Source organism: Cupriavidus sp. LA-1, from assembly GCF_055385985.1.
The window spans coordinates 970,454-996,260 of sequence record NZ_AP031388.1; the positions used below are offsets into that span (position 1 = coordinate 970,454).

The window sequence follows — 25,807 nt, forward strand, 5'->3', positions numbered from 1 at the left end:
AACCCACGCAAGATGATCGAGCGGCTGCGCGAATCTCCGGGTGCATTCAGCCTTGAAGCCCCATCTTTCCCGTGGCCATTGCTGCGAGGCGCACAACGAGCGTTCGCGGAAACAATCGCGACAGCCATGTAGCCGCTCGCACACTTGGCCGCCCCGGATAGGCGACCGCCTTCCTTCGGTCGAAGGCTTTAAGTGTTTTTTGAACAACCGATTCGGAGCTGTCCATGTCCCTGGGCGACACGTCGGTCGACACGCCGTCAAAGAAGCTTGTTGCCGTTGGCCCCGGGCAAGCTGCCGTCACATGAACGCCCGTACCAGCGAGCTCATACTGCAGCGCCTCGCTGAAGAAGAGGACGAATGCCTTGGTTGCCGCGTAGGTGGCCATATAGGGGAGCGGCTGAAAGCTTGCGTTGGACGCGAGGTTGATGATGCCGCCTCGCCCTCGCTGCGTCATTCCGCGGCCAAGCAGGTGGGTAAGCGCAACCAGCGCATTGACGTTCACCTGGATCTCCGACTGCACCCTGGTGAAATCCTGCGAGAGAAAGCTGCCGGTCAGACCAAGCCCCGCATTGTTGACCAGCAGGTCTACCTGGATGCCGCTGCGCTCGAGTTCCTCGCCGATCCGGATGGCGGCCTCGGGATTGGCCAGGTCCGCGTTGAGCGGGAGACACTGCACACCGTATTTGTCGCCAAGCTCTTGCGCCATGGCACGCAAGGCGTCACCAGACCGGGCCACCAGCACCAGGTTCATGCCTCGTGCCGCAAGGGTCTCCGCGAAGACCTTCCCTAGTCCTTTTGACGCGCCTGTAATCAGAGCGGTCGAGCCGCGATAATCAAACATTTCCTCTTCCTTGTGTCGAGATGAACTTGCATTGGCGCGCGGATGGTTTGAACCCGCCCCGGATGACTGATCACATTGCGGCCGGCGGCACTCACGCAACGCTGGCGACGTCCAGAGCCAGGCCGGAGACATCCGCCCCCGGCAAAGCGGGATGGTCGGTGTAGCCTCGCTCGCCGCCGCCGAACAACGTGCTGCCGTCGAAGGTCGCCAGCGGCAGGCCATCGGCAAGGCGGCGCGGTAAGTCCGGATTGGCCACAAACGGCCGGCCGAAGGCAACCAGGTCGGCGTAGCCTTTGGACAGAACCCACTCGGCACGCGCCTTGTCGTAGTTCCCTGCGACGATGACCGGCCGCTTGAACCGCGCGCGGATGGCCTGGCGGAATGCCTCGGTGAATTGCGGAGCATCGTCCCAGTCCGCCTCGACCAGATGCAGATAGGCAATGCCGCGTGCCTGCAAGAATTCGGCCGCGTCGAGAATGGTCGGCAGGATGTCGGGACAGGCCATGCCACGCGCGGTCAGGAACGGGGCGAGGCGGATGGCGGTGCGATCGGCTCCGGCCTCGTCCGCCACGGCGTTGACGACTTCCTTGAGAAAGCGCAGGCGGTTCTCACGCGTACCGCCGTATTCGTCGGTGCGGACGTTCGACGTCGTACGCAGGAACTGGTCGATCAGGTAGCCGTTGGCGCCGTGGATCTCGACACCGTCGAAGCCCGCATCCATGGCATGGCGTGCGGCCTGGCGGAACTCCGCCACGACGCCGCTGATCTCGCCGCGCGTCAGTGCGCGCGGGGTCGGGCTGGCGACCATGGTGCCAACGCCCGTGGCCGGGTCGACCTTCCAGATCTGGCCGTCGAATGGGACTGCCGAGGGCGCCACCGGCAATTCCCCGTTGTGAAAATCCGGATGGGACATGCGGCCCACGTGCCAGAGTTGCAGGAAGATCCGACCGCCCGCGGCGTGGACCGCGTCGGTCACCAGTCGCCATCCGGCGACCTGTTCGGGGCTGTAGATCCCGGGCGTGAATGAATAGCCCTTGCCTTGGGGCGAGACCTGGGTGGCCTCAGTCACGATCAGCGCGGCGCCGGCCCGCTGAGCGTAGTAGCGGGCGTTCATCGCGTTGGGTACGTCACCGGGCTGGGTGCTGCGCGCACGCGTCATGGGCGCCATGACGACGCGATGAGCCAGCGTGTGGCCGGCGAGAACGGTCGGCGTGAAAAGCGGCGAGACGCTTGTCGACATGATTGCGGATCTCCGGAGTGAGTTGACGATGGTTGAAATGGAACTGCCTGACCGGGCTACGAATTCGACGACGGCACCGGGAGCCAGCGAAATGATGCGTTGGCGTTCGTTCGCAAGCGGTACCTCGGCGAGTTGGCAGGGAACGCTGTTCGATCCCATCCGAGGGGAGTCGTTGGCCGATTGCTGATGTGGCACATTGTGCAAAGTCCGCCGGGTTTTGATAATTGGCCTACCATTTGAATCATCTTCAAAAGGAACGGAAATATCGTGGAGAACCTCGGCGACATCCGGCTTTTTGTTGAAGCGGCAAACCTGGGCGGGCTATCGGCCGCGGGACGGAAGCTGGGGCTTTCTCCCGCCGCGGCGAGCGCACGTCTTGTCAAGCTGGAGGCGACCCTGAAGACGCGGCTTTTTGAGCGCACGACGCGCCAGTTGCGGCTCACGGAGGAGGGGCGAATCTACCTGCTACATTGCCAGCAGGCGCTTCAGGCCCTGGAAGATGCCCATGCCGCACTACAGGCCGGCCGGAGCGTCGTGCGCGGAAAGGTGCGGATTTCGGCGACCTCCGATTTTGGCCGTCACGTCCTCAAGGGCTGGCTTGACGAATTCAACGCGCAATATCCGGAGGTGACGTTCGCCCTGGTGCTGTCCGATTCGTTGTCGAACCTGTTGCTCGACGACATTGACCTTGCCATCCGGTTTGGCGTGCCCCCCCGATAGCTCCCTTGTCGCGCGGCGCCTCGCGTCTAATCGACGTGTGCTTTGTGCGTCGCCGGCGTATGTGGCGACGCACGGGGCGCCCGAGCACCCGCGGGATCTGGCGCGCTTCGATTGCATCGTCCTGGGGACCGCAGTTGGACTGGCGACTGACTGGCGATTCACGCGCGGCGGCACGGCCGAGAGCTATACCTTGCCATTGGCAAGTTCCCGAGAGACGAATGACGGCGCGCTCGCTCGTGAGTGGGCAGTGGCGGGTTACGGGATAGCGATGAAATCGGTATGGGACATAGAGGCGGATCTGCGCGCGGGAAGACTGATTATTCTGATGCCCGAGTGGCAGTCTCAAGATGTCCCGGTGCATGCCCTGTATCAACGTAGCCGGTACATGGCACCGCGCGTCCGGGCGCTCCTCGACTTTCTGATAGAGCGCTTTTCTACGGTCTCGCATGACCTGGAGGCCTACTTGACCCCGGGGACTGGCGTAGGCTGAAACGTTGTGTGGTTGTTTTACCCCGAGTCGGGTTCGCTGCCAGCCCGCAAACTCCCCTGTCAATTGATCGATCCCTGACTAGAATCCAGGCACCCATGCGGTCAAACTGCGCCCTATGTCGAGCCGTTGCCGTGAATGCACGCGCGCCCGCGAGACGGGGTTTCTTGGAGGGTTCTTGAATGATGACGCCAATCCAGATGAAGCACGCGTACGAGGAGCACCGGAAGTTCGAAGAAGCCAGGGACCTGGACGCAGTCATCGCCACGTTCGCCGACAACTGCTTTCTGGAGAACGTAGCGCTAGGCTTGCGTACCGAAGGCAGGATGGCGGTTCGTCAATCCTACGAAGCCCTGTTTGGCGCGTTTCGCGATCTTTCGCCGACGTCGGAGGGATTCGCCTATGGGGACGACGTGTTCGTGACCTGGGGCACCGTACATGGGACGTTCATCGGGGCATGGCTTGGCCTCGCGCCAACCGGACGTAGTTTCACGTGCGCCTTCCATAACGTCGTGCCATTCGTCGACGGAAAGATGCAAGGCGAGAAACTCCTTTTCGACATCGCAGGCCTCTGTTCGCAGGTTGGCCTTCGAACTGAGGACGTTCTGGCCGCCGCCGCAAAGGCCCGTGGGATTTTGTAGAGTCGTACCTTCGCCAGATCCCTGGCTTCATTGGGATCTCAGATGTCCAGACGGTTCGTGCGGAAGCCATGAATATTCCGACGCTCGCTCCAGATGCCGTCGCGAACGGCGAGCGAGTCATCGAACCACTTGCACTATGAGGAGGAAGGTATGCTTGATCACATGATCCTGACCGTCAGCGATATCGAGCGCTCGCTGGCTTTTTACGAAGCTGCCTTGAAGCCCATAGGGATTAAGTTTTTCCTGCCGTACAAAGGGGAAAATGGGCATCCTGACCTGTGGGGTTTCGGCGATGGCGAGAAGGCCGTCTTCTGGCTGAAGCAGGGGAATCCGAATCCCGAAGCGATTCACTGGGGCTTTGCGGCGCATAGCAACGCCACGGTCGACGCATTCCACCACGCCGCAATCACCGCCGGTGCACGGGAGAACATCCCGCCTCGCGCACGGCTTGAATACTATCCCGGGTACTACGCGGCCGATGTATTCGACCCGGACGGATACTCGTTCGAGGTCGTACACAAGAGCTAGGGCCAGGGTATGGGCTCATGCATGAGGAAGGCAACATCGGAGGCATCAGGATGACCGTATTGTTGTTGGGATTGCTGATTTTCCTGGGCGCGCACTCGGTCCGTATCATTGCGGCGCCGTGGCGTGAGGCACAGATCGCCCGCCACGGGGAGCGGCGCTGGAAAGGCCTGTACGCGCTGGCGTCGCTTGTCGGTCTGGTGCTGGTCATTCACGGCTACGGCCTGGCGCGCGCGCAGGCCGTGGAATTGTGGACGCCGCCGGCATGGGCGCCTCACGCGGCGGGCCTGCTGACCGCGCTGGCCTTTGTCCTGGTGGCGGCGGCGTACGCGCCGCCCAGTCGCATCCGCACGGTAGTGCGCCATCCCATGGTTGCCGGCGTGCTGGTTTGGGCCATCGCACACCTGCTGGCTAACGGCACGCTGGCGGATCTGGTGCTCTTCGGTGCCTTCCTAATCTGGGCGGCCGCGGACTTCGTGTCGGCGCTGCGCCGTGGCGACGCGGCGACGGCGGGTGCCAGTGCCGGAACGCTGCGGGGCGACATCATCGCGCTGGTCGCCGGACTTGCCGCCTGGGCGCTTTTTGCTCTCCTGTTGCACGGCTGGCTGACTGGCGTCAGACCGTTTCATTAAGCGGCGCGCATCAGCGTGCCTTGAGAAACCGTGGGAAAAAGCGCCTATAAAGTCCAGACCGGTTCGCGGTCGCGACTATTGCCTGTTCCGCGGTCGGCTGCCCGCGCATGGGTCATGCCTCACTGGTTAGCGGCACGAAGCGCAAACCCCGAGACTTTGGATGCGGCCGGCAGGACGAAGCGAAGCGTGGTTCCCACCGGGCTGTCGACCAGTCGCACCTGGCTGCCATTGAGTTGCAGCATGCGCTGCACGATCAGGAGTCCGAGGCCCCCGCCACGATGGGCGCCACCCGACGGGAACGGACGCTGGAAGATCGACTCGCGCAAGGCCGGCGGTATGCCAGGGCCGGTATCGCTGACGGTGACTGCCACTTTGCCGTCCTGAGCGGCCAGGTCCACCTCCACGGTGCCGCCGGCCGGCGTATGGCGGATGGCATTGTCGAGCAGATTGGTCAGCACGCGCTCGATCATCCCGAGATCGGCCCTGACAGCGGGCAAGGCCGGCGGCACCCCGGCGCGCAACTGAAGCTGCTTGGCCTCGGCCGGCAAGGCGAATTTCTCGAGCACGTCCTGGGCCAGGTCCACCATCGAAAAGTCCTCCGGCGTCGCCTGCACCATGCCGTGTTCGAGGCGCGCAAGTTCAAACAGCGCCTGTGCCAGCCTGCCGACTTTAGCGCTCTGGGCCAGGGCAATATCCAGATAGCGCTGGCGATCCTCTCGGCTGAGCACGTCGGCCTTGAGCGACAACGTTTCCAGATAGCCGTGCAGTGAGGTCAGCGGCGTACGCAGGTCGTGCGAGATATTGGCAACCATGTCGCGCCGCTCCTGGTCCTGCTGCGCGAGCGCGCGCCACTGCGTGTCGATGCGGCCGGCCATCTGGGAGAAAGCGGCATCCAGGGCGGCAATTTCGTCGCGTGACGTGGGCTCCGGCGGACGTTCGGCGCGGACCACGTGCCCACCGCCCGAGTCGAACTGGCTGATCCGCAGCGTCAGGCGCTTTAGCGGGCGTGTGATCAGGGCAAACGCGGCAAGTCCGGCGGCCAGGCCGAGCGCAGCCACCAGCGCCATCGACCATAGCGTCGTCCGCATCACTGCATTGCGCGACGCCTGCGCGGCCAGCTTGTCATGCGCCTCGCCCTGCAGCACCACGTAGATGTAGCCCCCCTGCCGCAACGGCGCGGCACTGAATACCTTGCGCGCCGTAGCGCTGCGCGGATCGTCACCGAGGATCGGCAATGCGCCACCGCCGATCAGTGTCTTCACGGGCGCCAGGTCGACACGGTCCCGCACCAGATGGCCGGCCGGCGCGTCATGGCCGTGGATACGCCCCTGGTCATCGAGCAAATAGACCTCGACGCTTGGATTGACCACCATCAGCTCGCCAAACAGCCTGCGCAGCGCCACCGGTTCGAGCGCGCTCTGGTCTTCGCGCAATGCCGTGCGCGCGACGTAGGCGGCCAGTCCACGCGAGATATCCTGGACCACCTCTTTCTCGTGCATCGCATTGGCACGCACCTGCAGCCACGCCGAGGCGCCGCAGCAGGCCAGCAACAAGGCCGCGAAGACGGCCGCCAGCTTCTGGGTCAGGGAAAGGTTCACGATGCCGCTCCGGTGTCGGCAGCCTCGCCGGCGTGAGGATCGGCGACGAAGCGATAGCCGCGGCGCCAGACTGTCAGGATGCGCCGGGGCTGGGCGGGATCGGCCTCGATCTTGGTGCGCAGCCGGTTGATATGCGTGTTGACGGTGTGCTCGTAGCCTTCGTGCTGGTAGCCCCAGACCGCGTTGAGCAGGTCCATGCGCGAGAACACCTTGCCGGGATTGCGCGCAAAGAAGTACAGCAGGTCGAACTCGCGCGGGGTAAGGTCGAGCCGCCTGCCATCGACCACGGCCTCGCGGGCGAGCGGATCGACGCTCAGGCCCGCCAGTTCGAGGCTGCCGACATCGGCCCGCACGTCGCGCGCCATCGCGTCGGCGCGGCGCAGCAGCGCCTTGACCCGCGCCACCAGTTCCAGCATGGAAAACGGCTTGGCAAGGTAGTCGTCGGCGCCGAGTTCGAGCCCAAGCACGCGATGGACCTCGCTGGAACGCGCACTGGTGATGATGATGGGCGTGTAGCGCGTCATGGCGCGCGCGCGCCGGCAGATCTCCAGGCCGTCCACGCCGGGCAGCATCAGATCCAGCACCAGGGCATCCCAGCCGCCCTGCTCCAGCAGCCGCAGTCCTTCCGCGCCGTCCGCGCTATGGACGACCTCGTAGCGCTCATCGCGCAGATGCATGGCGAGGACGTTGGCAATGCCGACGTCGTCCTCGACGAGAAGGATGCGTTTGGGGCGGTCCATGGCGCAGTGGTGGCTCGGAGTTGGCTCTATTGTGCAGAAATCTGCCAGCGCAGTTATCACGAATTGTTTAAGGTTTGGCGAGGACTCCGATACAGGCAGGCGCCTACCATCCGGTTACCACTTCCAGTCTGGGGTTCACCATGCGCATCACGAGACGCTTCCTGCTATCCGGCGGCACGCTGACCGCGGCGCTGGCCGCCGTGGGCGGCTGGCGGCTGCTGAACGCCGCGTCCCTGGCCGGCGAAGACGGCAAAACCACGGCGAAGCCACCCGAAACCTTCGAGTACACGCTGACAGACGCCGAATGGCGCAAAAAGCTCAGCCCGAGCCAGTATGCCGTGTTGCGCCAGGAAGGCACGGAACGGCCCTTCAGCAGTCCGCTCAACGACGAGCATCGCAAGGGCATCTTTTCGTGCGCCGGGTGCCAGCTTGCGCTGTTTTCGTCGACCACCAAGTTCGACAGCGGCACCGGCTGGCCAAGCTTCTGGGCGCCACTGGCCAATGCCGTGGGCACCACCAACGACCGCTCATTCGGCATGCTGCGCGTCGCTGTGCATTGCCACCGCTGCGGCGGCCACCTGGGCCATGTGTTCGACGATGGCCCCAAGCCGACCGGCCTGCGCTACTGCATGAACGGCGTGGCCATGACCTTCCGCCCGGCTTCTGCCTGATCGGACCCACTACCCGGACCCATCGCCATGCTGCTCCTGATACTTTCCTACCTTGGGGGTGCGCTCACGATCCTGAGCCCCTGCATCCTGCCGGTCCTGCCCTTTGTCTTCGCGCGCGCCGACCAGCCCTTCGTGCGCAGTGGCCTGCCGCTCCTGGCCGGGATGGGCGTCACCTTCGCCGGCGTGGCCACACTGGCCGCCGTGGGCGGCAGCTGGGTCGCCCAGGCCAACCAGTACGGACGCTGGCTGGCGATCGCGCTGCTGGCCGTGTTCGGCCTGACACTGCTGCTGCCAGGGCTGGCCGAGCGGCTGACACGCCCGCTGGTCGACGCGGGCAGCCGCCTGTCGAACTTCGCCCAGGCCGACAGCCGCACCAGCCGCCCCGCGTCGTCCTTCCTGCTTGGCATCGCCACGGGCTTGCTGTGGGCCCCGTGCGCCGGCCCGATCCTGGGCCTGGTGCTGACCGGCGCGGCGCTGCAGGGCGCGAGCTTCGGCACCACCCTGCTGCTGCTGGCGTATGCAGCCGGTGCGGCAACCTCGCTGGCCATTGCCCTGCTGGTCGGGGGGCGCGTGTTTGCCGCCATGAAGCGCTCGCTCGGTGCCGGCGAATGGATACGGCGCGGCATCGGCGCGGCGATGCTGGCCGGCGTCGGCGCGATTGCGCTGGGACTGGATACCGGCGTGCTGACGCGGATCTCGACGGTGGCCACGGGCGGCCTCGAACAGCGGCTGGTCGACCAGCTTTCCCCCAGGGGCGAAGGCGGCACCATCGCCACGCAGGCGGAACCGGCCACCATGTCCGGAAAGCCTGCGCAGGATGACCCGATGATGATGCGCACTGCGGACCACCCCGCCGCCCTGCCGGTGGAAGGCCGCTTCCCGGGCCTCGACGGCGCGGTGCAATGGCTCAACTCGCCACCGCTCAGTGCCGAAGCGCTGCGTGGGAAGGTCGTGCTGGTCGATTTCTGGACCTACTCGTGCATCAACTGCCTGCGCACCCTGCCCTATGTGAAGGCCTGGGCCGAGAAGTATCGCGACCAGGGCCTGGTCGTGGTCGGCGTGCATGCGCCTGAGTTCGCCTTCGAGCGCAATATCGACAACGTCCGCAAGGCGGCGCGCGACCTCGGCGTGACCTACCCGATCGCCATCGACAACAACTTCGCGATCTGGCGCGCGTTCGGCAACAATTACTGGCCGGCGCACTATTTTATCGACGCGCAGGGACGCGTGCGTTTCCATCACTTCGGCGAAGGCGAGTACGAAAAATCGGAAGCCGTGATCCGCCAGTTGCTGGCGGAAGCCGGGCACCCGCAGGTGGCCAAGGTGGCGATGCCCGAAAGCACCCCGGATGCCAATGCCATCCGGCAGACGGTGACGGCGCAAGGCGTGGAAATGGCCGCCGACAAGGACGCCATGCGTTCGCCGGAAACCTATGTCGGCTATGCGCGCGCCGAGAATTTCGTTTCCGCCGGCGGCGCCACGCAGGATCAGTCGAAGGATTACAGTACGCCCGCCGAGCTTGCACTCAATCAATGGGGCCTGGCCGGCAACTGGAAGGTCGGCGAGGAAGAAGCAACCCTGGAGCGCCCCAGTGGCCGCATCGTTTTTCGCTTCCACGCACGCGACCTGCACCTCGTGCTCGGCCCGTCGCCGGATGGCAAGCCAGTGCGGTTTCGTGTGGCGATCGACGGCAAGGCCCCGGGCACCTCGCACGGCACCGACGTGGCTGCCGATGGCAGCGGCACGGTGACGGCGCAACGCCTCTATCAGCTGGTCCGCCAGGGCGGCGACATCCGCGACCGGACCTTTAGCATCGAATTCCTCGATCCCGGCGTGCAGGCCTATGCCTTTACGTTCGGCTGAATCAAACACATGCCAGAGAGGCTGACCATGAAAGTCATTGCAATGCTGCAACGCTGGACCCTCCCCACCGCCGCCAGGCTTGCGGGCCTGGGGATGCTGGCGGCACTGGTTGCCGGCGTCGCCAGGCCAGTGCTATCCGCCGAAGCCGCGGTGAAGATCCCCGCCGCAAGCGTCGACGAAAAGCCGGGCGCCAGCCACAGCCAGACCGCGGTCTTCGCGGGCGGCTGCTTTTGGGGCGTGCAAGGGGTGTTCGAGCATGTACGCGGCGTGACGCGCGTGACATCCGGCTACGCCGGCGGCGCGGCGAGCACCGCGCAATATGAACGGGTGGGCACCGGCTTGACCGGTCACGCCGAATCGGTCGAGATCCGCTACGACCCCGCGCAGATCAGCTACGGCAAGCTGCTGCAGATCTTCTTTTCGGTCGCGCACGATCCTACTCAACTGAACTACCAGGGTCCCGACCACGGTACCCAGTATCGCTCGGCGATCTTCCCGCTGACGCCGGAGCAGCGGTCAATTGCCCAGGCGTATATCGCCCAGCTCGATGGCGCCAGGTCATATCGGGTGCCCATCGTGACCCGCATCGAAGACTACAAGGGTTTCTATGCCGCCGAGGACTATCACCAGGACTTCCTGGTCAGGAATCCCACTTATCCGTACATCGTGATCAACGACCTGCCGAAGATCGTCAACCTGAAGGCGATGTTCCCGGAGGTCTATCGGAAGGATGCGGTGCTTGTCACGAAGGGGGCGAGCTAGATTGAATTGTCGATACCGGTCACGACGCGCTTCATCGGACGAACCGTGGGATGGGCCCTCGCTGCGGCGTCTGGTCCGGGAGCGCGACCTCTTCCCGATCGATATAGCACCACCCCAACCCTCAGGGGGGTCATATCCCTCAATGATGGGATGTCCGGTCTGCTCGAAATGCGCGCGGGCATGCCTGAGGGGAGAGTTATCGCAACAGCCGACGTGACCGCAGGTTCGGCACAACCGAAGATGCACCCACGGGCTGCGCACCTTGAGGCATTCTTCGCAACCCAGAGCGCTTGGCACGACATCACGGATCGAATCCGTATGGTCACAAGTCTTCATGCCACCTCCTTTGTCAGCTTGCTGAGGTAACTGTGGATCTGGGCGATGGCAGCGGCTCCGTCGCCGACTGCGGCGGCAACCCGCTTGGTCGAGCCAGCCCGGACATCGCCGATTGCAAAGACTCCCGGCATGCTGGTCTCGGAATATCTGGTGCCTGCGCTCTCCGGCACCGTCTGCGTGCTGCTGGATCCTATGAGCGTTCTCCCCCAGAGAGCGGTGTCCGGTGGATTCACTGCCAGGAGCCGTCAGCTTCGGAAAGTCTGGAGGTGGTTTGTGTGAACCAGATCTGCGTCACGCGAGGCGGGTTTCGATCGGCAAGCCGGATCTCAACGTCTTCGTGACGGGCGTATGCTCGGCAATCTCCGCCAGACGCGCTTTCTGGCTGTCCTCCAGGCCCTGGATCACCAGCGTCCGCTCGATTCGCCGCTCGTCCGTCCCGACCAGCCGGAGGGAAACATCGAGCGACTCAAGGGCCCAACCCTTGCGTTCGGCATACATCCTGAGCGTGATCGCTGTACACGCGCCAAGGCTTGCCAGCAACAGATCGTAGGGGGCCGGTCCGGCCCCTTGCCCGCCGAGAGCGCGGGGTTCATCGGACGTGATTGCGTGGCCGGATACGACGATGTCCGTGCGATAGGGCGTCGATCCAATCCGTGCGGTGCCGTGTGTCATGGTCCCTGCTCCTCTGCACGACGATGTGGGATGCCGGATGAACTGGCTTGCGTTGAGTATCTTCGCAAAGCGCCTGATACACCAATCAACCTTTGGTATGGTCTCAGGATGATCAAATTTTTTGAACAACATAAACAATCCTGATTGGCTGTTCGTGCATTCTCCCTCGCTATAGTTCTGCACATGGACGGCGCGACAACGCAAAACAGCGAAAACAGCGCCGCCAGACAGATCCTCAAAATAATTGAATCTACGTCCACCGGAGAACACCATGTCGAACGCCAAGCTTGAAGTCCTGACCCCCCGCAACAGCCAGCTCATCATCATCGACCACCAGCCGCAGATGGCCTTCGGCGTGCAGTCGATGGACCGCCAGACGATGAAGAACAACGTCGTGGGCCTGGCCAAGGCCGCGAAGGTCTTCGACGTGCCGACCACGATCACCACCGTCGAAAGCGAATCGTTCTCCGGCTATACCTATCCGGAACTGCTCGATGTGTTCCCGGGCAAGCAAACCCTGGAGCGCACTTCGATGAACTCCTGGGACGACCAGAAGGTGCGCGACGCGCTGGCCGCCAATGGCCGCAAGAAGGTGATCGTCGCCGGCCTCTGGACCGAGGTCTGCAACACCACCTTCGCGCTGTGCGCGATGCTCGAAGGCGACTACGAGATCTATATGGTGGCCGACGCCTCGGGCGGCACGACCAAGGAAGCGCATGACTACGCCATGCAGCGCATGGTCCAGGCAGGCGTGGTGCCCGTGACCTGGCAACAGGTCATGCTGGAATGGCAACGCGACTGGAAGAACCGCGAAACGTACGACGAGGTGATGGCCGTGGCCAAGGAACACTCGGGCGCCTATGGCATGGGGATCGACTATGCCTATACGATGGTCCACAAGGCCGCGCAACGCACGGCAACCACGCACGAATCGCTGGCTCCCGTCCACGCGCCGGTCATCGAGCGCTGATGCAAGTCCGCCGCCAGTCATCCCTGGGAGCGCATAAGATGATTCCAGGTCGAAGCGCGGCCAACAGCGCCCTCCTGCTGGGAAGCTGGCTGGCCATCAGCGCCTCCAGCGTGGCGGCGGCAGCGATCGTCGCCAGGACGCTGATCGCCTGATTGCCCCCCCGGGGGAAACCCTCCCCCGCGGGCCTGCCCCTGCGAGACCAGCAAGCGGCGACAATGCTACGGGCGAGCGCCCGGAGTTGGGCGAGTGCAAGCGGCCGCTGCCCCCATATACCGGATGGATCTCAACCATGAGCGCAAACGTCAACGCATCAAACAATACAGAGACGAGCGAAAGTCTCAGCCTCTGGGAAATGTGCAAGGCGCCAGTCCTTCTTACCATTGTGGGCGGCGCCATCGACACCATTGGCTTTATTGCGCTGCTGGGATTCTTCACTGCGCACGTCACCGGAAACCTGGTGCTCGCGGGAGCGGCGCTCGTCAAAGGCGGGGCCGGCCTATGGATCAAGCTTGGCGCCATACCACTCTTTATTGCCACGGTCATCGTCAGCAAGATGCTGATTGACCGCAACCAGCAGAGCCACCGGACCCTGGGTTGGCTGTTTGTTGCTGAAGCAGTCTTCCTGCTTGGCTTCATGGTCGCCGGCCTGTATCTCGAACCGTTCCAGGATCCGGATGGCGCGGGCCTGGCTTTGACCGGAGGCCTTGGCCTGGTCGCGCTTGCCGTCCGAAATACTGCCAGCAAGACACTGATCAAGTACATCAGTCCCAGCACCATGATGACCGGGAACACCACACAACTGGGTATCGATCTGTCAAATTACTTGCGCGCCAGGACACGCGCCAATTTCCAGGCGCTTCTCAAAAGCGCAAGTGTTGTCGTCGGTTTTGTGATCGGTGCTTTCCTGGGTGCATCCCTCTATGTGACGATCGGATTCTGGAGTGTCTTCCCGTTTATTCTTCCCATCGCATACATGGCGCGCCTGGCATTTCGCAACCAATTCAGATGAGTGAGCGACAGCATGATCATCAGCAAGAACAGGCTTGAATCATTTAGCGATGGGGTCATTTCTGTAAGCTTGACACTCATGCTGTTTCAATTGCAGGTTCCCGAAGGCTTTACCCTCAGGGATATCCTGAACAATGCCACTAATTTTTTCGGCTATGTCTTAAGCTTTGTTTACGTCGGAATCTACTGGAACAACCATCATCACCTGTTCCAGGTTACCCGCGGCATTAACGGAAGAATCATGTGGGCGAATCTCCACTTGCTATTCTGGCTAAGCATGATTCCATTCACCACCACCTGGACCGGCAAATCCGGCTTCGCGGAAGCGCCGACGGCAATCTATGCCTTTGTCCTGTTCATGTGCTCCGTGTCCTACTCGCTGCTCACAAGACTCATCATGAACCACGACGGCGAACATTCCGCACTCAGACAGGCCATCGGAAACGACCTCAAGGGGAAGCTCTCCCTCCCAATCTACGCATTGGCGATCCTGGCCAGTTTTTTCAGCAGCGCAGCTTCGTTTTTCATACTGACCTTGATGGCTGGGGTATGGTTCGCTCCTGATTCCCGCATTGAAAAATATCTGCTTGGCAACAAGACCCACGAATCCTGACGGTATGGGGCTTGGGGCATGGGGATTGAGCCAGATGCACCCCGCACATCTTCGAGATCGTCTGTGCCACCCCTGTCGCAGCGCACAGAATTCAGTCGGTCAACCTTTGCCCTGCAGCACATCGAACGTCCGGAGCAGTTCCGCCATGGCGGCCTTGCAATCCCGCTGACCTGGCGAGTCGGCACGCAAGGCAGCCAGGGCCCGGTCAATGGACTTGTCGAGCACGTGCCAATCATTGGCTGCGCGTGGCTTCAAGCCTGCTTCCGCCGCATCCCATGCGACCTCCAGATCCTTGATGCGAGCCTTCGCACCGGGCAGATCGCCCTGGTCGACGATGGTCGCAACCTGAGTTGCAATGCTGCGAAACGCACTCAGGTCTCCAAGCGCGGAAGTCTTTTGCGCCGGTTGTTCAGGAAGACTTTGCGTGCTTGACACAGCTGCCGGTTCGGCAACCGGCTTCTCGGCGGACCTGGAACAGCCGGTTGCCAGGAGGCTGAGCCCGACTAATGCAGCGGTGGATGTCACCACAGGCAGGCGTGAGAGGATTGAGCGCATGGCATTTCTCCTGAATTGGGGAAGGCTATTCGATAGCCTGAGGCATACGCCGGTCAGGCATGCCGTACTGAGCGAGGCCGACGAGGAAGACGATCACGGCGAGGAATAGCGCGCTGGTCCACATCGCACCCATGCCGAGCCCACCGTAGGTAGTGGATTGGGATAGCCAATCGCCGAGAGCAGCGCCGAAGGGGCGAGTCAGGATGTAGCCAACCCAGAAGGTCAAGACAGCGTTGGTGCCAATCCGCCACGCCGCATAGGTGGCTCCAATGGCTGCGCCGAATACCACCGCGCCGCGCACAAAGCCCAGTCCCAACGCTTCGGTCGTCAAGTCGCCGGCGGCGGTTCCCAGCGCGAACGTGCAGAGAATGGCCGCCCAATAGAACAGTTCGCGACGACGCGTGACAATGGTATGAATCGACAGGGTCCGCTCGACGCGAAACCAGACCAGGAATATGGCCGCGAGACCTACGGCGAATACCGCCGTACTGAGATACAGGCTGACGCCAAGGCCATCCGTCAGCAGGTCTGTAATCTGGGTGCCAACGATGCTGACCAGGACCACCGTGAGCCAGTAAATCCACGGTGTATAGCGGCGCGTATGCAACTGCGCGATCAAGGCCGCGACGAGCAGCCCCCCCATGACGGCCCGCGTCATGCCTTGCCCCCAGCCAGCATTGACGGCCAGGTAGTCGGCGCCGGTCTCCCCCACGGTCGTGGACATGACCTTGATGATCCAGAACGAAAGCGTGATGGTGGGGACCTTGTTGAGCCAGCCAGTGGCGTCTGCAGGCGACACAGCGTTCATGTGCAGCTCCCGTTCGAAGTACTCAGGTTTGATGGTGAGATGCAGTCTGACTCGACTGACTTAGACGAAACATAGGGGCTCACTCCCTAGGCAAGCCAAAGTGATTGAGCCTGGTCAGGATGGTGCGATGGACCCGCATCGCGAGGCCGTAGCATGGCTCGCCGGCGACCGGCACCTGATGGGATTGCTTGCCCGGAACTGGCTTGGGCGGGGCCAAGGGCCGCTGAAGGAGCAAGCCAGAGATCGTTCAGCAGTGCGGATCCGCGCTACATCGGCCCGGTCTTCAACGCCGTCGACCGGATCCAGCCCGCAAAGGCATCAATGGACGCCTGCCTCGGATGATTGGCGGTTGCCACCAGGTAGAAGCCATAGCCTGGCAAGGCAAGGGGATGTGCCTTGACCAAGGTCCCCGTGCGCAGTTCATTGCCGACCACCACATCACTGCATATTGCGATTCCCTGTCCGGCAACCACTGCGTCAATGGCATGCAGTTCCTCGCGGAAGCTCAGGCCACACTTCACGCTGAGGTTCATCATCATGGGGTCGATCATGCCCGCGGTAGCCAGCCATTTGTGCCACGTGGGGGCGTCCGGATCCCGGTTCATCCAGTCGAAATGGATCAGCGGAAAGCGCAGCAGGTCTGCGGCGCGCTGAACGGGCCGGCCATCCGTGCCAAGCAATTCCGGCCGGCAGACGGGAAAGAAGGCGTCCCGGCAGATCTCCTGCACGACATGATCGGCCGGCGAAGTTCGCGCGTAGCGGATCGCGATATCGGAGTCGCCTGCCCGCAAGTCCAGGACAGCATCGGTGCCGATGATTTCCAATGCGATCCCGGGGTGCAATGCGCGCCACTCGGGTAGCCGGGGAACCAGCCACCGGCTCGCGAACGCGTTCGAGCTCGTCACGCGCAGCGGGCGTTGGTGGTCGGTCGCCGCGATCGATGCCACGGCGCTCGCCAGCGCATCGAAGCCATTGCGCAGCGCCGGAAACAGCTGCGCGCCCGCGCCAGTCAGGGTCAGCGGGCGGGGGCGCCGCTGGAACAGCTTCTGGCCGCAGGTTTCCTCCAGCAACCGGATCTGATGGCTGATGGCAGTCGGCGTCACACCGAGCTCCGCCGCAGCAGCCTTGAAGCTCTTGAGCCTGGCCGCGGCCTCGAATGCGCGCAGCGAACGTAGCGGTGGCAGTTTGCGCATGCACTGAGTGTAGGTGAGCAGAACTCATCTGCCAGCTGAGTTCTTCGAGCTTGCTTCGTTTCCTGCTTGCGTCAAGCATGTATCCGGAACCTGCGGTGCAGAGGTTGCTGTGCCGGACATGGAAAGGGGGCAGCATGGATGCGCATCTCATCTCCGGGAGTGCCGGAAGCGGGCCGGAGCACGTCGGCCTGAGCATGGAGCGATTCCGCCAAGGCCTGAATGGCGAAGCGATCCTGCGCGGAGAAAGCGGATATGACAGGGCACGCCAGGTCTGGAACGGCGCCATCGACAAGCGGCCGGCGATGATCGTCTATTGCGCCGATGCCGCCGATGTCAGCCGCGCCGTGACGTTTGCCCGGTCAGGCGGCTATCTGGTGGCGGTACGCAGCGGCGGCCACAATGTCGCCGGCTTGTCCGTCTGCGACGACGGCATCGTGATCGACCTGGCGCGCCTGAAGCGGATCGAAATCGATCCGGTGCAGCGCATTGCGCGCGCGGGTGCCGGCCTGAGCCTGGGCGAATTCGACAGCGCAACCCAGTCGCACGGGCTGGCGACGACGATGGGGGTCAACAGCGACACAGGCATCGCCGGACTGACGCTTGGCGGCGGCTTCGGCAGGCTGGGCCGCAAGCATGGCCTGGCATGCGATAACCTGATCGCGGCCGAGATCGTGCTGGCCGATGGCCGCATGCTCAGAGCCAGTGCCACCGAGAACGCGGACCTGTTATGGGGCCTTCGCGGCGGCGGCGGGAACTTCGGCATTGTGACGGCATTCGAGTACCGGCTTCATCCTGTCGGGCCGATGCTTCTGACCGGATCCGTGCTGCATCGCTACGACCAGGCGCGGGACGCCTTGCGGTTCTACCATGCATTTGCGAGCCAGGCGCCGGACGAACTCAGCGTCGACGCGGCCCTTGTGACCATGCCGTCTGGCGAGCGCTTCCTGAGCCTCTCGGCATGCTATGCCGGACCCATCACGGAAGGTGAGCGAGTGCTCGCGCCGCTCAGGGACCATGGAACCCCGGCCGAGTGCCGGTTTGAGGCGACCCCCTACCTGCAGATCCAGTGCGCCGGCGATGCCATCTTTCCCCGCGGGCGCCGCTACTACTGGAAGGCACAGTTCCTGCGTGAACTCACGGATCCGGCCATCGATACGCTGCTCAGTGCCTACGCGAACGCGCGCGGCGGCATGCCGCTGCTGGTTTTGCAGCAGGTTGGAGGCGCGATCGCCCGGGTCCCGCGCACGGAGACAGCCTACGTCAACCGCGATGCGCTCTATGACTGCTTCCCCATCTCGATCTGGGACGATCCGGCAGACGATGAAGCGAATGTACGGTGGGCGCGTGAAACCTGGGACGCTATCCGGCCGTTCTCGACGGGCGGGGTTTATGCAAATAATCTTGGCGAGGAGGGAGAGGACAGGGTACGAGCCGCCTATGGGGAGAACTACCAAAGGCTGGTCGAGCTCAAGAACAAATACGACCCCACCAACTTCTTTCGTCTGAACCAGAATGTTCTGCCCGGGCCGGTGCCTTCAAAGAATCTCTGACTGCGGCGGCCACCCTGGCGTGCCGCCGCCTGCCCAGGGCTTGCTCAGCCATCCACGCCCACGATCACGCTCGATGCCTTGAACACTGCCGCCGCCGGCTTGCCTACCGCCAGGCCGAGCCGGTCAACGCTGCTGTTGGTGATGATTGCCGAAATCGCCAGACCGGAATCGTCGGTAATGGTGACATCCGCATTGACCGCGCCCTTCTTGAGGTCGGTCACTTTGCCGCTGACCGCGTTGCGCGCCGACACCTTGCTGACATCGACATCCACCATGACGATCACCGAGGTTGCCTTGACCATGGCGACCGCCTTCTTGCCTTGCGTCAGTCCAAGGCGTGCGGCGCTCTCGCTGGTCACGGTGGCAACAATCTCCTGGCCACCGGCAAGGCGCAGGATGACTTCGTCGTTGACCGCGCCATGCCTGGCCGCCGAAACTTCACCCGAAAACTGGTTGCGCGCACTGGTAATCACTTTCTTCTCCTTGTTGCCTGATCGGTTCGCTCGCGTGGATCAGCCCGCCCGTGCTGCTGAGCCGCTGACAGGTCCGCGAGATTGAAGCTGTAGTGTGATCCCGAATTCAACGCTAAGGAAGCGGCCCCGGCTGATACCCGTCATCAGCGAAGCCAAAGCGCCTGCCCGGAGGCAGGCGTCAGGCGATCGCCGGGATCAATGCAAAGTGCACGCAAGGCACCGCCATGATTGCGAAGCATTATTGAGTGCACTATGCTGATGCCTCCCACGATACGGAGGTGTTCATGCTTAGAATTGGCGCGCTGATGGCAATGATCCTGGTGTCCGGTTCCGCGCTGGCCAGCGCGAAATGTCCCGCGCACCCCAAGAGCGAATGGATGAAGGAAAGCGATGCCCGCGCCAGGATTGAAGCGCAGGGCTACAACATCAAGAAGTTCAAGACCGACGGGAACTGCTACGAGATCTACGGCACGACCAAGGAGGGGAAAAAGGCGGAAATCTACTTCGATACCAAGACGCTGGACATAGTCAAGGCGGAAATCCAGAAATAACGCCGCCCCCCGCCGCCGCGTCATGAAGCCTTCGCGCCCATCCGTCCAGGTCTGGGATCCCATCGTGCGTATCACGCACTGGGGCGTGGCGGCACTGGTGCTGTGGAACCTGTACGAGGATTCCGGCGGGCCGCTGCACCGCACCCTTGGCTACGCGGCCGCGTGCCTGGTGCTGGTCCGCGTCGCCTGGGGCGTGGTGGGAAGCGGCGCCGGGAATTTCCGCGAATGGCTCCCCGGCAGCAGCAGCGTTGTTGCGTATGTCAAGGCCGCCTTTGCCGGGCATCCGCCCCGCTACCTTGGCCACAATCCGCTTGGCGCGCTGATGATGCTAGCGCTGTGGATCCTCATCCTTGCGCTTGCCGCTACCGGCTGGTTGTCGCGGCTGGATATGTTCTGGGGCGAAGACTGGCCCAAGGACCTCCATGGCGTCCTCGCCGATTTGCTGTTGGCGCTGGTGTGCGTGCATGTTGCCGCGGCGATTCTGATGAGTCGGTTGCACAAGGAGAACCTGATCCTGTCCATGGTGACCGGAAGGAAACCGGCAGCGCCGGATCAAGGCAAGCCGTCCGCCGGGGACAGGTAATCCACCAGCCCATCGGGCCCACCCGTTGTCGCCGATTCCCGTGCTGTCTTACCAGGCCGCCCCCCGCAGCACCGCCATGTACTGCAGATTCAGCGCTGCCTGCGCCACCGCAACAGCAGCATTGGAGTCATGGCCAGCATATTCCATCCAGGCCAGATGTTCGCGAGCGCCAGTGCGGCAACCGAGCAAGCCGTGAACATCCTGCTGCGCTGACGCAAGCGCTTGGCCGTGGCAGTGGTCGCGGACGGGTCCTTGTCATCGCACGGACATCATAATCTGACCGGGGCGCCAGCCCCAGCCGTGGCCTGCGTTTCACTGGGAAGGCAGCAGGCCCTGCAGATCCTTCAGGCTGGGTGTTCCAGGCGCCGCACCGGATGGACGTGCCGACAGGGTGGGCGGTTTTGCATCCTCCGGGCGCGGCTTGGCAACCGCGGACGGGTCCAGCCGCCCGCCTTGTCCCAGTACGATCTGGCTGCACCCTTGCAGGATGCCGTCCTTCTTCAGGCCGTTTGTGATATCGATCGCCAGTACCGAGCCCCGTTCCGCAATGGGAATTACGGTGCCGCCACGATTGAAGGCAAAGTTGCCCCGCCACACGGCTCGGTGCTGGCTGACGTCGCTCAGCGTGGCACCATAGCTGATCGAGAGACGATTGCCGGTGCTGCCGCTGACCACCCCGCCGCCGTGCGTAATGGTCAGGATGGTGTCCGCGCCGAACGCAGCGGCCCTGGCCGCGGGCCCGTTTTGATCCAGTTCGAGACCAGAGATTTCTTCAAATCCGGTGGTAGCTCCGCAACGCCGGGCGATCTCCCGGAACTTTGCGCGAAATGCGCCAGAAAAATCAGGGCCCCATCCCATGCCGGCACCCGAGATGACATACAGCCGGGTCGGCCGTCCATCGTAATCCAGCGCCCGATTGGTGGTCACGGCAGTCGGGGCCGCGCAGGCGCCTAGCGCGAGTGCCATCACCGCCGACACGGGAGGTCTTGCCATAATACGGAAAGCGGCAGTCAGGCAAGCAGGCGTCATCGGAAGGAGCTTCGAGCAAATACGCATTGGTCTTATCTGGAGAATACAATGTCACTGTCGACCATATAGAGCATGCAGTCCTTCCCCGCCGCTTCCTTGCATATCTGCAATGCTCTTTCCTTTGTGTCGACCGGCCTGGTCGGATCTTTGGGCCTGCTGCCCCAGGTTGCGACGGAATAGCCTGTATCCGAAATCGCAAAAGCTCGCGGGAATGGCCTTGTCAGAAAATCGCGAAAGCGCTCCTGGCCTTTCTCCCCAAGGTAGGGTACGGACAAGCCGGGCTGACCACCTGCCGGTTCCGGTGCTTTTGCCAGTTTGGCTGGCTGGGGTGGATTCTCGGCGCGAAATTTTTCCAGCGCCACTTTTGCACGCGCAGGAACTTGCGCTATCCAGTCAGCCGGGACGGCAAAGTTCAGGTTCTGCGCATCCCTGATCGTCAGGTAGGCGATGCCGATCAGGCGGCCGTCAGTATCGAACACGCCGCCGCCACTGGAACCCGGAGAAATCGGGGCGCTGATCTGGATCCGGGTAAGGTTGCCATCCTTGTCGTGATTCAGCCCGGATAGGAGCCCGTCGCTCAAGGTGAGTTCCATCCCTCGCGGGGCCCCAATAACGTAGACCTTCTGCCCCACCTTCAGCGTCGACACCGGAGCAATCTTCACGGCAGGTGCGACAAGACCTTTCGCACGAATGATGCACAGGTCGCGCTCTACGTCAGCGTGCGCGAGCTGAGCCGCGTGCGCGGTATTTTCGTGCTTGATGGTGATCGACCGTCCCTGGGTCAGAACGTGGCAATTGGTGACCAGCTCCTCGTGGCCTGTCACGACAGCGCTCCCCATTTTGATGCGCTGCCCTTGAGCATCGTGGACGCTGACCAGCCAGATACTTGGGGAGCGCTTCTCATAGAGGTCGGCAGCCTCGATCGCAAAGCAGGAAACCATTGGCAGTAACAGCACAGCGGCCAGCGAGACCCGGAGCGCCATTCTTCTGATGAGGACTAGAGCTGCCATATTTCAGCGATGTTTCATTACTTGAGTTTCCCCTCCCGCTCATTTGACCGCCTTCTGCCCGCCTGATCGGTATGGCAAGCGGGAAAATGCGGAGAGGCAGAGTAATGTAACCGGAATTGGGAATTGAAATAAGAGCCATCCATCCTACGAAAGAGGGGTCTTTGTCGTAGGCTGCAAACAATGTTGCGGTAGGATGAATGTAGAAGACGTTTTAATGGAATGCTCCGAGCACGTCGACTTCAACGTGATCGGTATTCGGCCGGACCGCAGTTCGGCCCAAGAATAAACAACAACGGGTTAGGGGGAGCGATGCTTCGCATCGAGGATCTGGCAACACCGCCAGAGGGATTCCTGCAAGAAGCGCCGGAGGGCGGAGATTTCTACCGGGCCTTCCAGGCTGCCGGAATCGAGGGATTTCGTTTCGGCTATTTCGCAGTCTACCGGGCCGACGAAATGGTCACCGTGGCGCCCTATTTTGTCATGAATTTCCATCTCAACACCATTCTGCCCAATGGCTGGCTGAAGCGGTATCTGAGTGGAATCCGCTTCAAGCTGGCCTGTATCGGGAACCCTACGGCGGACGTTGGGCGGATCCACGGTCGGAATCGGAGTTGCGCTAGGTTCCGACCAGCGGGGATCGGCGGCGAATGACCTCGCCTGTGCCGACTGTGGGACCCGGGCGCCGCACCCGCACCGCCGACCTGCGACATCTCAGCAAAACCGGACTTGATCAAGTTGCGCTTCGCAACTATATTGGTTGCGCAGCGCAACCTATGTGAGGCCGTCCGTGGACCTTGTCGACCTTCCAGCCAAATCAAGAGAAGCGACGATTCTTGAGCTTCGCGACTTCTCGCGAAGACTTGTCCGCGAACTTGGCTTCATGCGGGCCACCCTGGCCGATAGTGACCTTGCCCCGTCGGCGGTTCACGCGATCATCGAGATCGGGGCCAAGCCAGGGATCAGCGCAAAGGATCTGGGCAACATCCTGCGCCTGGACAAATCGAACACAAGCAGGCAGGTTGCAAGGCTGGAGGCCGGCGGACTCCTGGAGCGCAGGATCGCGGATGAAGACGCCCGTTCGTCCGAGCTGTACCTGACCGAGGCAGGACAGAAACTTCGAAAAAAAATCGACCGCTTCGCAACCGATCAGGTGTCCAACGCGCTGCGACGGATGGTTCCCGCTGACCAGCAGGCCTTGGTCCGCTCTCTCGCGCTGTACGCCGACGCACTCACGCAAGACAACGCGATGCAAGCAGCCCCCGGAGATGCCGCGTCCGCGCGGATTCTGGAAGGCTACCAACCCGGCTGCATCGGTGACATCGCAAGCTTGCACGCCCGGTTTTACTCGGAACATTGGGGCTTCGGCGCGTTCTTCGAAAAGAAAGTAGCGACCGAGCTTGCCGAGTTTGTCGGCAAGCTGCCGGCCGTTGACAAGGCGCTGTGGCTCTACGTCGAAAACGGCCGGTCGCTCGCCTCGCTCGCCATCGACGGGGATGATGAAACGGGCATCGCCCATTTGCGCTGGTTCATTGTGGATGACTCATTGCGTGGCTCCGGTGTCGGACGGCAACTAATGTCACAAGCGATGAAATTTGTCGACAAGCGATATAGCGAGACCTACCTCTGGACATTCAAGGGGCTGGATGCGGCACGGCATCTATACGAGTCATTTGGCTTTCAGCTGGTGGAGGAATCGGAGGGGGCGCAATGGGGAACCAAGGTCATCGAGCAACGGTTCAGCCGTTGCCCGGCCTGAGTTCGGCCATGATTCGACGACTGACGTGGCCCTCGCCTTCGTGAGGTAGGTCGCCGCTCGGAAGCGGACAGCAGTGCGTGGCCTGCCGGTCAGCGCGTCAAAACATACACTGGAGAGGCGGCGTCTCGCATGGAATACCGTCGCCGTCCCCATCCATCTTTACCCCCGGGCAGTTCTTTAAATAGAAGCGCGCTTCCGCGCAGGAAGCCATCTGGCTGCAGTGCTGTTTGCCCTCGCAGCGGAAAACCGGTTCCGCCGTTGCTGCCACGGCCGAGACCTCGATCGCCTGTGGTTCGGTCTGGGCAACGGCATTTACCAAAGGCGCATGAGTTTTGTAATAGATAAAGGCGGCCGCGGCGACCGCGACTACCAGCAAGCTCTTATAAATGTTGATCCCTACCCTTCTTTTTCTTATGCGAATGGAAGGATGCCACAACAGCGTCGTTGTGGATCAGGCGCTCAGCAGCAAGCAGGTTCAAGGACGGACCCGTGCCGGCGTCGACCTGGCGACAGCCGGAGGCCGGCCGGGAGCCAATGCAAAATGTGAACTCCCCCAAAATCGCAATACCCCTCCTTGGAGGGGAAGTAAACACCATCAAGAGTTCGATATCGTATTTAGCCGGTAGATCCAAGAGCCTCGACCAAAAGAGCCGCCTGACAGGCTCTGCTCGCTAATCGATTGGGGAGCGGACATGCTGAGAGACCATCTGATTGGGGACCTTTACGAGGCCGCCATTCGACAAGACGATTTCCTGGAAGTCCTGCAACGCACCGCGGAGGCGGTCGGCGCGAACGTCTTTCATATGTTCAGCTGGGACCCGGCAAACAACAGTCCGCGCTTCTCGGTGTATACGCCAGCCTCTCAGCTCGATTCTGTTGTCGCGATCTACGAGGCTTACTATGGCGCACTGGATCCGCGGCGCGAACTGGTCCAGCGTGCGCCCGCAGGAGCGCTCGTTGCCTGCCAAGACTACATTACCGACCAAGACGTGGCTCGGAGCGAGTTCTACCAGGACTTCCAGCTCCCGACTTCCGGGCATCGTTATCTGATGGGCGCGCGCCTTCCCCAGCCCGGGGGGAGCGACACCCTCCTGGGGCTCCTTCGCAACAAAGGAAGAAAGCCTTATACCGACGCGGAAAGAAAGGCCGCAGCTGGTCTGATCCCGCATCTCCATCGCGCCATCAACCTTTGGCAGGACGCCAGGGATCTGCACCGGGACGCCGCGCTGGGGACCGAACTGATGGAGCAACTCGGCCTTGCTGTCTTCGCTCTGGACAAGGAGGGACACGTCGTCTTTTCCAACAAGGCTGGGGAGGCGCTGCTTAGCGCCGGGACAGCGCTCAGGCTCAGGCACGGTCGACTGGCAGCGCCCCACGCTCCGGACAATGACGCGCTCCATGCTGCGATCCTTCGGGTTGTGCGATCCAGGCGCGGAGAAAGCCTGGCGCTGCGAAACGCCACCGGAGCCACACACGACCTGTTCATGAGCATCGCCGGCATTCCGGGGCTGACGCTGACCGCTTTCGGCTCCGCATCGGTCCTGGTTACGGCAAGGACGCGTGGAAATTCCCCCCCTGTCACCGCCCGGCAGTTGCATCAGGCTTTTGGCTTGACGCCGGCGGAAGCGGCCGTGGCGGAGGCCCTGATAGCAGGCACGTCCCCGGAGGATTATGCGAACACCAAAGGGGTCTCATCCAACACGGTTCGATACCAGGTGCGGGCCGTTCTCGCAAAGACCAACTCCCGATCGCAAGTCAAAGCCGTGAGTACCATGTTATCGATACTCTCGCAGAAGAAGCCGGATTGACTGGCGCGGGTGCGACGGCCCGTAATGGCCCCGCTTCATAGTTGTTGGCAAAAGTCCCCCAGTGCTGAACGCTAGCCGATGCCGATCGGCTTATGGCGTTCCTAGCCGTGAAAGCCGCCCTTGAGCAATCCGCTCCGCACACAGGGCCGCTTCAGATCGTGAAACACACCTG

The 25,807-nt window shown here is 62.6% G+C and carries 27 protein-coding genes and 2 pseudogenes; 16 read left to right on the forward strand and 13 right to left on the reverse strand.

The genetic code is table 11. The features are described 5' to 3' along the window. Positions 1–46: 46 nt before the first annotated feature. Entirely contained in the window at positions 47–841 is a 795-nt protein-coding gene (locus ACZ5MJ_RS23560) for an SDR family NAD(P)-dependent oxidoreductase (RefSeq protein WP_464226074.1), read from the reverse strand. Between the two features lie 91 nt (positions 842–932). Then, a complete protein-coding gene (locus tag ACZ5MJ_RS23565; RefSeq protein ID WP_464226075.1) occupies positions 933–2,081 on the reverse strand; it encodes an alkene reductase in 1,149 nt (382 codons plus the stop codon). Positions 2,082–2,348: 267 nt separating this feature from the next. Here ACZ5MJ_RS23565 and ACZ5MJ_RS23570 point away from each other — a divergent pair. The 4 genes and pseudogenes from ACZ5MJ_RS23570 (at position 2,349) to ACZ5MJ_RS23585 (ending at position 5,086) form a co-directional block, all read left to right on the forward strand. Beyond that, positions 2,349–3,291, forward strand: a pseudogene (locus tag ACZ5MJ_RS23570) (LysR family transcriptional regulator). A gap of 179 nt (positions 3,292–3,470) precedes the next feature. Then, the gene (locus ACZ5MJ_RS23575) at positions 3,471–3,929 is read left to right on the forward strand and encodes an ester cyclase (protein ID WP_464226076.1); all 459 of its coding nucleotides are present in this window, start codon (positions 3,471–3,473) and stop codon (positions 3,927–3,929) included. A gap of 150 nt (positions 3,930–4,079) precedes the next feature. Next, the gene (locus tag ACZ5MJ_RS23580; protein ID WP_464226077.1) at positions 4,080–4,457 is read left to right on the forward strand and encodes a VOC family protein; all 378 of its coding nucleotides are present in this window, start codon (positions 4,080–4,082) and stop codon (positions 4,455–4,457) included. A 50-nt stretch (positions 4,458–4,507) separates the two neighbouring features. Next, entirely contained in the window at positions 4,508–5,086 is a 579-nt protein-coding gene (locus ACZ5MJ_RS23585) for an NnrU family protein (protein ID WP_464226583.1), read from the forward strand. Positions 5,087–5,205: 119 nt separating this feature from the next. On the opposite strand, the gene ACZ5MJ_RS23590 is transcribed toward ACZ5MJ_RS23585, so the two are convergent. Continuing rightward, entirely contained in the window at positions 5,206–6,684 is a 1,479-nt protein-coding gene (locus tag ACZ5MJ_RS23590; protein WP_464226078.1) for a HAMP domain-containing sensor histidine kinase, read from the reverse strand. After that, positions 6,681–7,424 (reverse strand): response regulator transcription factor, encoded by a 744-nt coding sequence (locus tag ACZ5MJ_RS23595; RefSeq protein ID WP_464226079.1) that lies wholly within the window; start codon positions 7,422–7,424, stop codon positions 6,681–6,683. Before ACZ5MJ_RS23595 ends, ACZ5MJ_RS23590 begins: the two co-directional genes overlap by 4 nt. Positions 7,425–7,564: 140 nt before the next feature. Here ACZ5MJ_RS23595 and msrB point away from each other — a divergent pair, with 140 nt between their 5' ends. Genes msrB through msrA form a run of 3 tightly spaced genes read left to right on the forward strand, consistent with a single transcriptional unit; the run spans position 7,565 to position 10,720 of the window. Continuing rightward, complete coding sequence (gene msrB, locus ACZ5MJ_RS23600; protein ID WP_464226080.1) at positions 7,565–8,095, forward strand: peptide-methionine (R)-S-oxide reductase MsrB; 531 nt, start codon at positions 7,565–7,567, stop codon at positions 8,093–8,095. Between the two features lie 27 nt (positions 8,096–8,122). Then, positions 8,123–9,958: a cytochrome c biogenesis protein DipZ gene (locus ACZ5MJ_RS23605; protein ID WP_464226082.1), complete on the forward strand. Its 1,836-nt coding sequence runs from the start codon at positions 8,123–8,125 to the stop codon at positions 9,956–9,958. A 27-nt stretch (positions 9,959–9,985) separates the two neighbouring features. After that, positions 9,986–10,720 carry a peptide-methionine (S)-S-oxide reductase MsrA gene (gene msrA / locus ACZ5MJ_RS23610; RefSeq protein WP_464226083.1) on the forward strand — a complete coding sequence of 245 codons (735 nt, stop codon included), beginning with the start codon at positions 9,986–9,988 and terminating at the stop codon, positions 10,718–10,720. A gap of 192 nt (positions 10,721–10,912) precedes the next feature. Here the strand turns inward: msrA and ACZ5MJ_RS23615 are convergent. Together ACZ5MJ_RS23615 and ACZ5MJ_RS23620 are read right to left on the reverse strand one after the other, a co-directional pair. Then, positions 10,913–11,056: pseudogene (locus ACZ5MJ_RS23615) on the reverse strand (ubiquitin carboxyl-terminal hydrolase family protein); the annotation flags it as partial. 291 nt (positions 11,057–11,347) lie between these two features. Continuing rightward, positions 11,348–11,728: an OsmC family protein gene (locus tag ACZ5MJ_RS23620; protein ID WP_464226584.1), complete on the reverse strand. Its 381-nt coding sequence runs from the start codon at positions 11,726–11,728 to the stop codon at positions 11,348–11,350. A gap of 271 nt (positions 11,729–11,999) precedes the next feature. Between ACZ5MJ_RS23620 and ACZ5MJ_RS23625 the strand changes: the two genes are divergently transcribed. From ACZ5MJ_RS23625 to ACZ5MJ_RS23635, 3 genes are all read left to right on the forward strand, one after another. Continuing rightward, positions 12,000–12,698, forward strand: a complete 699-nt coding sequence (locus ACZ5MJ_RS23625) for a hydrolase (RefSeq protein WP_464226085.1) — start codon at positions 12,000–12,002, stop codon at positions 12,696–12,698. A gap of 289 nt (positions 12,699–12,987) precedes the next feature. Next, positions 12,988–13,707, forward strand: a complete 720-nt coding sequence (locus ACZ5MJ_RS23630) for a YoaK family protein (protein ID WP_464226086.1) — start codon at positions 12,988–12,990, stop codon at positions 13,705–13,707. Positions 13,708–13,719: 12 nt separating this feature from the next. Continuing rightward, positions 13,720–14,319: a TMEM175 family protein gene (locus tag ACZ5MJ_RS23635; RefSeq protein ID WP_464226087.1), complete on the forward strand. Its 600-nt coding sequence runs from the start codon at positions 13,720–13,722 to the stop codon at positions 14,317–14,319. Between the two features lie 99 nt (positions 14,320–14,418). Here ACZ5MJ_RS23635 and ACZ5MJ_RS23640 read toward each other — a convergent pair whose 3' ends face one another. From ACZ5MJ_RS23640 to ACZ5MJ_RS23650, 3 genes are all read right to left on the reverse strand, one after another. Continuing rightward, positions 14,419–14,874 carry a hypothetical protein gene (locus ACZ5MJ_RS23640; RefSeq protein ID WP_464226088.1) on the reverse strand — a complete coding sequence of 152 codons (456 nt, stop codon included), beginning with the start codon at positions 14,872–14,874 and terminating at the stop codon, positions 14,419–14,421. A gap of 25 nt (positions 14,875–14,899) precedes the next feature. Further along, a complete protein-coding gene (locus ACZ5MJ_RS23645) occupies positions 14,900–15,682 on the reverse strand; it encodes a COG4705 family protein (RefSeq protein WP_464226090.1) in 783 nt (260 codons plus the stop codon). Between the two features lie 266 nt (positions 15,683–15,948). Next, a complete protein-coding gene (locus ACZ5MJ_RS23650; protein ID WP_464226092.1) occupies positions 15,949–16,875 on the reverse strand; it encodes a LysR substrate-binding domain-containing protein in 927 nt (308 codons plus the stop codon). Between the two features lie 134 nt (positions 16,876–17,009). Here ACZ5MJ_RS23650 and ACZ5MJ_RS23655 point away from each other — a divergent pair, with 134 nt between their 5' ends. Further along, the gene (locus ACZ5MJ_RS23655) at positions 17,010–18,425 is read left to right on the forward strand and encodes an FAD-binding oxidoreductase (protein WP_464226093.1); all 1,416 of its coding nucleotides are present in this window, start codon (positions 17,010–17,012) and stop codon (positions 18,423–18,425) included. A 44-nt stretch (positions 18,426–18,469) separates the two neighbouring features. Here ACZ5MJ_RS23655 and ACZ5MJ_RS23660 read toward each other — a convergent pair whose 3' ends face one another. Continuing rightward, a complete protein-coding gene (locus ACZ5MJ_RS23660; protein ID WP_464226094.1) occupies positions 18,470–18,898 on the reverse strand; it encodes a TOBE domain-containing protein in 429 nt (142 codons plus the stop codon). A gap of 284 nt (positions 18,899–19,182) precedes the next feature. On the opposite strand from ACZ5MJ_RS23660, the gene ACZ5MJ_RS23665 reads away from it, so the two are divergent. Beyond that, positions 19,183–19,449: a PepSY domain-containing protein gene (locus ACZ5MJ_RS23665; RefSeq protein ID WP_464226095.1), complete on the forward strand. Its 267-nt coding sequence runs from the start codon at positions 19,183–19,185 to the stop codon at positions 19,447–19,449. 22 nt (positions 19,450–19,471) lie between these two features. Continuing rightward, on the forward strand, positions 19,472–20,032 hold the full coding sequence (locus ACZ5MJ_RS23670; RefSeq protein WP_464226096.1) for a cytochrome b/b6 domain-containing protein: 561 nt from the start codon (positions 19,472–19,474) through the stop codon (positions 20,030–20,032). A 312-nt stretch (positions 20,033–20,344) separates the two neighbouring features. Here ACZ5MJ_RS23670 and ACZ5MJ_RS23675 read toward each other — a convergent pair whose 3' ends face one another. Both ACZ5MJ_RS23675 and ACZ5MJ_RS23680 read right to left on the reverse strand, forming a co-directional pair. Beyond that, a complete protein-coding gene (locus ACZ5MJ_RS23675; protein WP_464226097.1) occupies positions 20,345–20,959 on the reverse strand; it encodes a hypothetical protein in 615 nt (204 codons plus the stop codon). Between the two features lie 134 nt (positions 20,960–21,093). After that, positions 21,094–22,044 (reverse strand): S1C family serine protease, encoded by a 951-nt coding sequence (locus tag ACZ5MJ_RS23680; RefSeq protein ID WP_464226099.1) that lies wholly within the window; start codon positions 22,042–22,044, stop codon positions 21,094–21,096. 336 nt (positions 22,045–22,380) lie between these two features. On the opposite strand from ACZ5MJ_RS23680, the gene ACZ5MJ_RS23685 reads away from it, so the two are divergent. Together ACZ5MJ_RS23685 and ACZ5MJ_RS23690 are read left to right on the forward strand one after the other, a co-directional pair. Further along, positions 22,381–22,722 carry a hypothetical protein gene (locus tag ACZ5MJ_RS23685; RefSeq protein ID WP_464226100.1) on the forward strand — a complete coding sequence of 114 codons (342 nt, stop codon included), beginning with the start codon at positions 22,381–22,383 and terminating at the stop codon, positions 22,720–22,722. A 136-nt stretch (positions 22,723–22,858) separates the two neighbouring features. Beyond that, entirely contained in the window at positions 22,859–23,827 is a 969-nt protein-coding gene (locus ACZ5MJ_RS23690) for a bifunctional helix-turn-helix transcriptional regulator/GNAT family N-acetyltransferase (protein WP_464226101.1), read from the forward strand. A gap of 97 nt (positions 23,828–23,924) precedes the next feature. Here the strand turns inward: ACZ5MJ_RS23690 and ACZ5MJ_RS23695 are convergent, their stop codons facing one another. Further along, the gene (locus ACZ5MJ_RS23695; protein WP_464226103.1) at positions 23,925–24,203 is read right to left on the reverse strand and encodes an excalibur calcium-binding domain-containing protein; all 279 of its coding nucleotides are present in this window, start codon (positions 24,201–24,203) and stop codon (positions 23,925–23,927) included. 316 nt (positions 24,204–24,519) lie between these two features. Here ACZ5MJ_RS23695 and ACZ5MJ_RS23700 point away from each other — a divergent pair, with 316 nt between their 5' ends. Next, positions 24,520–25,635, forward strand: coding sequence for a helix-turn-helix transcriptional regulator (locus ACZ5MJ_RS23700; RefSeq protein ID WP_464226104.1), 1,116 nt, complete (start codon positions 24,520–24,522; stop codon positions 25,633–25,635). Positions 25,636–25,807 lie beyond the last annotated feature (172 nt).

Bases quoted from the DNA above. Each gene is read 5' to 3' on its own strand.
- ACZ5MJ_RS23560 (WP_464226074.1), bottom strand. From the start codon at position 841: ATGTTTGATTATCGCGGCTCGACCGCTCTGATTACAGGCGCGTCAAAA.
- ACZ5MJ_RS23565 (WP_464226075.1), bottom strand. From the start codon at position 2,081: ATGTCGACAAGCGTCTCGCCGCTTTTCACGCCGACCGTTCTCGCCGGC.
- ACZ5MJ_RS23575 (WP_464226076.1), top strand. From the start codon at position 3,471: ATGATGACGCCAATCCAGATGAAGCACGCGTACGAGGAGCACCGGAAG.
- ACZ5MJ_RS23580 (WP_464226077.1), top strand. From the start codon at position 4,080: ATGCTTGATCACATGATCCTGACCGTCAGCGATATCGAGCGCTCGCTG.
- ACZ5MJ_RS23585 (WP_464226583.1), top strand. From the start codon at position 4,508: ATGACCGTATTGTTGTTGGGATTGCTGATTTTCCTGGGCGCGCACTCG.
- ACZ5MJ_RS23595 (WP_464226079.1), bottom strand. From the start codon at position 7,424: ATGGACCGCCCCAAACGCATCCTTCTCGTCGAGGACGACGTCGGCATT.
- msrB (WP_464226080.1), top strand. From the start codon at position 7,565: ATGCGCATCACGAGACGCTTCCTGCTATCCGGCGGCACGCTGACCGCG.
- ACZ5MJ_RS23605 (WP_464226082.1), top strand. From the start codon at position 8,123: ATGCTGCTCCTGATACTTTCCTACCTTGGGGGTGCGCTCACGATCCTG.
- msrA (WP_464226083.1), top strand. From the start codon at position 9,986: ATGAAAGTCATTGCAATGCTGCAACGCTGGACCCTCCCCACCGCCGCC.
- ACZ5MJ_RS23620 (WP_464226584.1), bottom strand. From the start codon at position 11,728: ATGACACACGGCACCGCACGGATTGGATCGACGCCCTATCGCACGGAC.
- ACZ5MJ_RS23625 (WP_464226085.1), top strand. From the start codon at position 12,000: ATGTCGAACGCCAAGCTTGAAGTCCTGACCCCCCGCAACAGCCAGCTC.
- ACZ5MJ_RS23630 (WP_464226086.1), top strand. From the start codon at position 12,988: ATGAGCGCAAACGTCAACGCATCAAACAATACAGAGACGAGCGAAAGT.
- ACZ5MJ_RS23635 (WP_464226087.1), top strand. From the start codon at position 13,720: ATGATCATCAGCAAGAACAGGCTTGAATCATTTAGCGATGGGGTCATT.
- ACZ5MJ_RS23640 (WP_464226088.1), bottom strand. From the start codon at position 14,874: ATGCGCTCAATCCTCTCACGCCTGCCTGTGGTGACATCCACCGCTGCA.
- ACZ5MJ_RS23645 (WP_464226090.1), bottom strand. From the start codon at position 15,682: ATGAACGCTGTGTCGCCTGCAGACGCCACTGGCTGGCTCAACAAGGTC.
- ACZ5MJ_RS23650 (WP_464226092.1), bottom strand. From the start codon at position 16,875: ATGCGCAAACTGCCACCGCTACGTTCGCTGCGCGCATTCGAGGCCGCG.
- ACZ5MJ_RS23655 (WP_464226093.1), top strand. From the start codon at position 17,010: ATGGATGCGCATCTCATCTCCGGGAGTGCCGGAAGCGGGCCGGAGCAC.
- ACZ5MJ_RS23665 (WP_464226095.1), top strand. From the start codon at position 19,183: ATGCTTAGAATTGGCGCGCTGATGGCAATGATCCTGGTGTCCGGTTCC.
- ACZ5MJ_RS23670 (WP_464226096.1), top strand. From the start codon at position 19,472: ATGAAGCCTTCGCGCCCATCCGTCCAGGTCTGGGATCCCATCGTGCGT.
- ACZ5MJ_RS23680 (WP_464226099.1), bottom strand. From the start codon at position 22,044: ATGGCGCTCCGGGTCTCGCTGGCCGCTGTGCTGTTACTGCCAATGGTT.
- ACZ5MJ_RS23685 (WP_464226100.1), top strand. From the start codon at position 22,381: ATGCTTCGCATCGAGGATCTGGCAACACCGCCAGAGGGATTCCTGCAA.
- ACZ5MJ_RS23700 (WP_464226104.1), top strand. From the start codon at position 24,520: ATGCTGAGAGACCATCTGATTGGGGACCTTTACGAGGCCGCCATTCGA.